Origin of the sequence: Psychrobacter sp. Sarcosine-3u-12, from assembly GCF_002836005.1 — a bacterium.
Taxonomy (GTDB): Bacteria; Pseudomonadota; Gammaproteobacteria; order Pseudomonadales; family Moraxellaceae; genus Psychrobacter; species Psychrobacter okhotskensis.
Map to the genome: position 1 here is coordinate 44,527 of NZ_PJBY01000069.1, position 7,339 is coordinate 51,865.

Consider the following 7,339-nt stretch of genomic DNA (forward strand, 5'->3'; position numbering starts at 1 on the left):
AAATAGCGATAAAAATGAGATAAATTGCCGTCAAACAAGAAAAATAGCGTAGATAATATCGGGATATTAACAAGCTATTTGACGATGTTTGGCAAGATTTAGCCATTTTTAGCCCATTTAGATGACTATCGAGTGAATTGAAGACACGCTCTAGATTACTAAGCATTATTTTAGCGGGGTAATAATAATCTGAAATTCAAAATTTTCTAGTTTTATGATGGTATCAGCCGTTGCTTTCTATCAAGGTTGAAGAGGACATTTAAGGTAAGTGCCATTATGGGTACACTCATTTTTTAATGAAAATTATGCCACTGTCATCGTTATTTATAATAAATACTAAAGGTACTGCCGCCTGTGGTATTGGCTTGATGGGTCAGTTGCCAGCCCATATGCGTCATGATGCGCTGCACGATGCTAAGACCCAGTCCTGTACCCTCAACTTTATAGCTCGCATAATCGTCAGCCAGTAAATCTGTAGATAATGGAGTGCTATCATTCTGCTGATCTAAACGCTCAAATCTCTCATACAGCAACGGCATCATAGACTCGGGAATGCCTAGGCCTGTATCGGTGACCGTTATTTTTTCTGCATCAATAGTGACTTTGACTTCACCATCATCTGTGTATTGAAAGGCATTCTTAATCAGATTACCCAGCGCCATTTTTAACAGTTCAGGGCGCACATTAGCAGAATACTCTTGTTCAGCGACTACGGTATAAGTCACCGTTTTATAACGCAGCAGATACTTTAAGCGCTCTAATTCATTGACAGCGATGTTATTAATAGAAGTTTGCGGTGCGTCCAGTTTTTCAGGGGCGCGCGAGAGGAGTAACAACGCGCTGATAATCTCGGAGGTTTCTTTAGCAGTCGTACTAATGCGCTCAGTAAATTCACTCAAATAGTGATCGCTTGCTAATTGGGAGGCCAGTACTTCTGACGCACCCATAATAATCGTTAAAGGCGTGCGCAATTCGTGGCTTACATCGCCGGTAAATAGCTGCTCACGTTTGAGGTACTGCTCTAACTTATGGTTTTTCTGATAAATCGCTCGTGCTAAGACGCCAACCTCCGACGGCAAATGAGTCAATTCGGTTAAATTTTGGTGATCGTTTTCTACCGCTTGTTTTAGATCTAGTAGCGGCTTAGTAATCTGCTTTGAGGATAGCTGAGAGAATATGATGGCAATCAGCAAGCTTAAAATAACAGCCACTCTCAAGGCATTGGCAAAGATGTCTTCTAGATGTTCAAAGATGGCTAAAACAGGGTAGTTTGCCAATACCATTTCTCTGTCTTCTAAGTAAGTCAAAATAAATTTCTGTTTATTTTGCTGATAAGCAAAGAAGTGCAGGTTGGTTCTGGTCGTACCTGTTTTAGTTTTAACCGTGACAGAGGTTTCTTGCACTTTATCATCGGCCATAGTTTTCAAATCTTCAGGCGCAGTATCATAGCGGTAAATTTTGATACCCGGATCTGCGACATAAACGGGTTGCTCACCTTGCTTTTCTTGACTCAGCTCTAACTGTTGCAGTAGGCGTGCTTTTACCAGCTCTTTCTCCATCGTGGTCTCAGCATACATAAAAATGCTGACGAAAGTCGCGCAAAGTAGTACGGCAAATAAAAAGTATGATATTCGAAACTTGTTAACGATAGAGTCAATTCTGAACATAGCATCACTTCGTAGTGGCAAAGGTAGTAAAGGTAGTAAACAGATTTTACACTTTATCTGGGTCAATAATCTGATAACCAACACCAGGCACCGTCACTATCATAATGTCAGCAAACGGCTTATCGACTTGTGCACGCACACTGTGCATATGGGTACGCAGTGCATCGCTACTAGGAATATCCTCACCCCATACCTTTTCCTCCAATTCGCTTTTACTGACGACTCGGGGCGACGCATTCATCAAAGCTTCTAATATTTTAAACCCTGTTGGCGTCAGTTTTAACGCTTTGCCTTCTCGGGTAATCGTGTGTTCCTCTGTATTCAAGGACAATTTGCCGATATTGATACTGTGATGAAAATGGTCGTCTTGATGGCGACGTATAAGCGCTTTGATGCGAGATTCTAGCTCAACGAGTGAGAAGGGCTTGACCAAATAATCATCAGCGCCACTATCGAAGCCTGCAACTTTATCCAAAATCGTATCGCGAGCAGTTAGCATCAATACAGGGGTTTTGTTGTGGAAGTCTTCTCTGAGTTTTTTGCACAGTTTTGTACCATCCATACCTGGTAGCATGACATCCAATAAGATAACGTCGTAGCGATTGTTCGAAGCCAGTGTTAAGCCACTAATGCCGTTATGCGCATTGTCTAATGCAAAGCCTTTAGGCTCAAAAAAAGCATAAATATTGGCCACGATATCTGGGTTGTCTTCAATAATAAGTATTTTGTACATAGTTATCTCATGCATAAATGTCAGCAGTGCTTAGCGCTAAAATCTTAATAGACAGACTTAAAAAATGTCGGCGCTGCTGCTACTTCGTCAGTCGTAATACCGAAAAAATTAAGTAAAGTCGGGGTAATAAAATCGTGTGATACCGGCTGATCAATCATACTAGCAAGGCTGCTTTTATCAATATTGTTGGTAGTAGGTGACCAGATAATGACGGGTACCTGCTTTTGAGCATCGGGCGCTATGGCATAGGGTAAACCATGCAAGTAGATGTTATTTTCACCCAAGCTTTCTCCATGATCGCTGATATATACCATCGTCACATCATAATCCTGCTCATAAGTTTTTAGCGTATCAATAACGTTATTTAAAAAGTAATCAGTATAACGAATGGCATTGTCATAACCATTGATGACGGACTGATCATCGCACTTGGACAGCTCGTTAGTCATACATACTGGCTGATACACTTCAAATTCTTTAGGATAACGTTTGTAGTACGCAGGACCATGGTTGCCCATTTGATGCAATAAAATAAGCGTGTCTTTAGCTGGTACGTCCGATTTTACCCTTGTATCTGACTTAACTAAAGTATCAAAACCGTTTAACATACCAATGTCACGACACTCAACATCACAATTTGGATTGATATCAGCTGTCCTGTAATTTTCAAAGGTCACTCTATCAGCCACCCCTTTAGAGCTCGAATTATTGTCTCGCCACACAACATTGACGCCTTGCTTATGTAGAGTATCTAATACGTTCTCGTTGTAGTCCGAATTATTATCATTATAGTTTTCTCGACTGGCATAACTGAACATACAAGGTACAGAATAAGCGGTAGAAGTGCCGCAAGAGGTGGCATTTTTGAAGCTATAAATGTCTGGCTGGTTAGCTAAAAGAGGCATCGTATCGCGCTTATAGCCATTAAGACCAATGTGATCGGCGCGAACGGTTTCACCGACGACAAAGACCATGAGTTTAGGTTTTGCAGCGTTAGTTCCCGCAGTAGCAGTGAGACGTTTGGCATCTGTCGCATGTGCTATCAAGGTGTCAGGACGACGTAATTCATCGACGTAATCGGTACCCAATTTGATGACAGAGTAAATAGGAGTAATGGGATTGGCGTAGCTGCGAACCATTTTATGTTGACGAAAAAAGGTCGCGTATTGATCCCCAAAAGGTAGTAGAGCGACGGCTATTAAAGCGACAGACAAGATTAAAGTCGCGCTCCTTTGCAATAATGCTCGACGTAAAGGCACTCGTTTGATACGAATCTTTGCAATAAGAACAGCGGGTACAACACCTAGCAGAAATACCCGAATAAAAAAACTTAGCGACATCAGCCCCATCGCTTCTGCTCGATCGGTCTGCATACTGTTGATCAGCATACTACGATCAAATATCGTACCGTAAGCGTCTGTAAAATAACCACATACAGCCGCTATCAATACCATAGCGATGAGCACTGGCTTTGCAATGGGTCGATAGCACAACAACTGAAAGATCAGCCACATCAAGCCTAACAACAAGCCTATGATCGAAATGATAAAACCAATATTAGTGCTAACAGGATAGATACTTAGCACTTGTGTAAAAAAACCAAAATTCGCAGTAGCGACTATATAAAGAGCCACGATGATAATCAAATAACTGAGATTGATCTCACGATTAAAGAGATTGCGTCGATAGCTTTTTTTAGTACTGGCTTTGGTAATATCGGTGCTAAGTGCTTGAGAGGTTGACATAGTGGGGCTTCTCAACAGAATGATAAGGAATGCAATTCCTTACGATAACAAGTGCTCTGTTAAGAAGACGTTAAGACAGTTGGATTAAGGGATAGTTTGAATGGGTATCAGGATTCATTAGACTGAACAATGAGATAGTAGTGTTGGTTACATTTCTGATTTAGGCAATTCTATCGATAGTATTAACTCTAAGTATTCACAGTTTGCTTAGGGTCTGTTGAACATTCAAATGTGGCACTGGCAGTGGCTATTTTTTAGACAATGCGCAGTCCTAATATTTGAATGTTCAACAGACTGTAGTGGCATAATAAAATTGGACAGCTTATAAGAGGTTATACTACCCCAAAGAAGGAATACAGTATGACTACCAAACGTAGAGAATATACCCGAGAATTCAAATTAGAAGCCATTAGCTTAGTGGTTGATCACAATCGCAAAGTTGCAGAAGTAGCCGAGTCTTTAGGCATCGGCATCTCAACCTTAGACAACTGGGTACGCAAGTATAAAAAAGAGCAGCAAGGCGTTCGTCCAACTAAAGGTCTAGCATTAACTGATGATCAGCGTCGCATACAAGAGCTTGAGCGAGAAGTCAGACAGCTTAAGATAGAGAAAGACATTCTAAATGAGGAGGGATTAAGCGAAGCACTGCTTCGCCCCGACGCAAGGGGAGAGCTATGCTCGAGTGGGCTTCAGCTCTGCTGGCATCGGACAACCTCAACGTCTATCGTTGATTAAAAAGCTGGCAGAGCAGGACAAAAGATTAAGTAAGAAGAAGCTGTGTGACTTGTTTGATGTGGTTAGAAGTAGTTACTACTATGGTATTAAGACTAAGCCTATTGATGTTGAGCGAGTCAAACTCCAGTCTTTAATACGCCAAATATTCAACGACTCAAAGCAATCAGCAGGGGCTCGGACTATAGTTGCCATTTTAGCTAACGAGTATGGCATTAAGCTAACGCGTTACTTAGCGACTAAGCTTATGGAGCGAATGGGTTTAGTCAGCTGCCAGCTCAAGACCCACAAATACAAACACGCTGACGAGGCGCATAGAACCTATGACAACCTTTTAGACCGAAACTTTAACCCAGATGCGCCTAATCAAGTCTGGACAGGCGATGTGACCTACATCCGTATCAAAGGTGGCTGGTGCTACTTAGCGGTTGTTTTAGACTTGTTTGCTCGCCGTGTGGTTGGCTTTAGCGTATTCGATTCACCTAATAGCACCTTGACCGCATCAGCGCTAAAGATGGCGTATCAGACTCGCCTTAAACCAAGCGGTGTGCTGTTCCACTCTGACCAAGGCACGCATTACACCAGTAAAGAGTTCGTTGACGCGATAGCTGATTGCGACGGTATGGCACAAAGTATGAGCCGCAAAGGAAACCCACTACGGGCACAGCCCTCCGCCTTGCACTCGGGCAAAGCAGTGCTTTGCCAATCCTCGCTCATGGGATAACGCGCCAACTGAACGCTTCTTTAGGAGCTTTAAAACCGAGTGGATGCCAAAGGGCGGTTACGAGGATATCGCTGAAGCATCGAGCGCCATTAGTGATTATATCTGGGGCTACTATCAAACCGTGAGACCGCATAGCTTCAACAATTATTTAACACCAGTAGAAACAGAAAAACGTTACTTTAATAAAAACCTCTTAGAAGGTGTCCTAAATTAGTTGACCACTATAAACAGATCTTGGCGGTCATAAAAGTTGCCTCAACGCTTATAATTATTATCCGTTCTCAACTCAGGGTTATAAGGAATGGCGATGTAGGTTTGAATTTTATTAGTGTCCTAAATTAGTTGACCACTACAATTTTTTACTTACAACACGCAACCTTTTTAACACACGTTGATTATAAATCTCGATTTTCAAGGTGCTAATATAATTGAGTAATACTTAACTTAGATAACATAAACCACTGATTCTAATAACTTTCATCTTGTATTATCACAGATTATTGGTTTATCGAGATTTTGCAATCTTTACTTAATTGGAGAAATTATGCGTGCTTTAACTTACCACGGTGCTAAAGATGTGCGAGTGGACAATGTCCCAGAGCCTAAACTGCAAGAAAAAGATGATGTTATTTTACGTGTGACTGCAACTGCAATTTGTGGCTCAGATTTACACTTATATCGTGGCAAAATGCCTGCAACCGAGGAAGGCGATATCTTCGGTCATGAGTTTATGGGTGTAGTTGAAGAAGTAGGATCTGAAGTCACTGCTGTTAAAAAAGGCGATAGAGTTGTTATTCCTTTTGTTATTGCATGTGGTAACTGCTTTTTCTGTCAGCATGACCTAATGTCCGCTTGTGAGACTACAAATACAGGCCCAGGCGCTGCTATTAATAAAAAAATAATTCCGCCACCGGCTGCTTTATTTGGTTTTAGCCATTTATATGGTGGGATTCCTGGTGGACAAGCAGAATTTGTACGGGTTCCTAAAGGTAATTTTAATCCGTTCAAAGTAAATGGCTCACTGTCAGATGAGAAGGTTTTATTTTTATCAGATATTTTACCAACTGCTTGGCAGGCCGTGACTAATGCCAATATTACTAAAGGTTCAACTGTAGCTATTTATGGTGCGGGTCCTGTGGGGTTGTTATCAGCAGCTTGTGCCAAAATGTTAGGCGCTGAGCAGATCTTCGTGGTAGATCATAATGACTACCGTTTGCAGTATGCCAAAGATACGTACGGGGCTATTCCGGTTAATTTCGATAAGGTAGATGCTGCTGAATTCATCATTGAACAGACCAAAGGACATCGCGGCGTTGACGGCGTTATTGATGCGATTGGCTTTGAAGCCAAAGGCAGTATGCTAGAAACAATAATGACCAATTTGAAAATTGAAGGGTCAAGTGGTGCAGCTTTACGTCAATGTATTGCAGCTGTGCGTCGTGGCGGGGTCGTTAGTGTTCCTGGTGTGTATGCAGGACCCATTCATGGTTTCTTATTTGGTGACGCTTTTGATAAAGGGCTTACTTTCAAAATGGGCCAAACCCATGTACACAAGTATTTACCACAATTATTAGAGTATATTGAAAATGGTGATTTATCACCTGAAGCTATTATTACTCACCGTATGAATTTGTCTGACGCTGCTAAAGGTTATGAAATTTTCGAAAAGCGTGAAGAAGAATGTCGTAAAGTCATTTTAACTCCTTAATTTTTCAAATTTACCCTTTACTTTTAACAT

At 41.5% G+C, this 7,339-nt stretch carries 6 protein-coding genes and 1 pseudogene; 4 read left to right on the forward strand and 3 right to left on the reverse strand.

Annotated elements, in window-relative coordinates; all coding sequences use genetic code 11:
- Positions 1–320: 320 nt before the first annotated feature.
- The 3 genes from CXF65_RS01830 to CXF65_RS01840 form a co-directional block, all read right to left on the reverse strand.
- The gene (locus CXF65_RS01830) at positions 321–1,577 is read right to left on the reverse strand and encodes a HAMP domain-containing sensor histidine kinase (protein ID WP_319823081.1); all 1,257 of its coding nucleotides are present in this window, start codon (positions 1,575–1,577) and stop codon (positions 321–323) included.
- A 136-nt stretch (positions 1,578–1,713) separates the two neighbouring features.
- The gene (locus CXF65_RS01835; RefSeq protein WP_101210832.1) at positions 1,714–2,400 is read right to left on the reverse strand and encodes a response regulator transcription factor; all 687 of its coding nucleotides are present in this window, start codon (positions 2,398–2,400) and stop codon (positions 1,714–1,716) included.
- A gap of 44 nt (positions 2,401–2,444) precedes the next feature.
- Entirely contained in the window at positions 2,445–4,145 is a 1,701-nt protein-coding gene (locus tag CXF65_RS01840; protein WP_101210833.1) for a phosphoethanolamine transferase, read from the reverse strand.
- Between the two features lie 360 nt (positions 4,146–4,505).
- Between CXF65_RS01840 and CXF65_RS01845 the strand changes: the two genes are divergently transcribed.
- The 4 genes and pseudogenes from CXF65_RS01845 (at position 4,506) to CXF65_RS01860 (ending at position 7,309) form a co-directional block, all read left to right on the forward strand.
- On the forward strand, positions 4,506–4,880 hold the full coding sequence (locus tag CXF65_RS01845) for a transposase (protein WP_025650489.1): 375 nt from the start codon (positions 4,506–4,508) through the stop codon (positions 4,878–4,880).
- Positions 4,828–5,601: an IS3 family transposase gene (locus tag CXF65_RS01850; protein ID WP_101210834.1), complete on the forward strand. Its 774-nt coding sequence runs from the start codon at positions 4,828–4,830 to the stop codon at positions 5,599–5,601. Before CXF65_RS01845 ends, CXF65_RS01850 begins: the two co-directional genes overlap by 53 nt.
- Positions 5,602–5,623: 22 nt before the next feature.
- Positions 5,624–5,815: pseudogene (locus CXF65_RS01855) on the forward strand (IS3 family transposase); the annotation flags it as partial.
- Positions 5,816–6,145: 330 nt separating this feature from the next.
- Positions 6,146–7,309 carry a zinc-dependent alcohol dehydrogenase gene (locus tag CXF65_RS01860; protein WP_025645663.1) on the forward strand — a complete coding sequence of 388 codons (1,164 nt, stop codon included), beginning with the start codon at positions 6,146–6,148 and terminating at the stop codon, positions 7,307–7,309.
- The last annotated feature ends 30 nt before the right edge of the window (positions 7,310–7,339 follow it).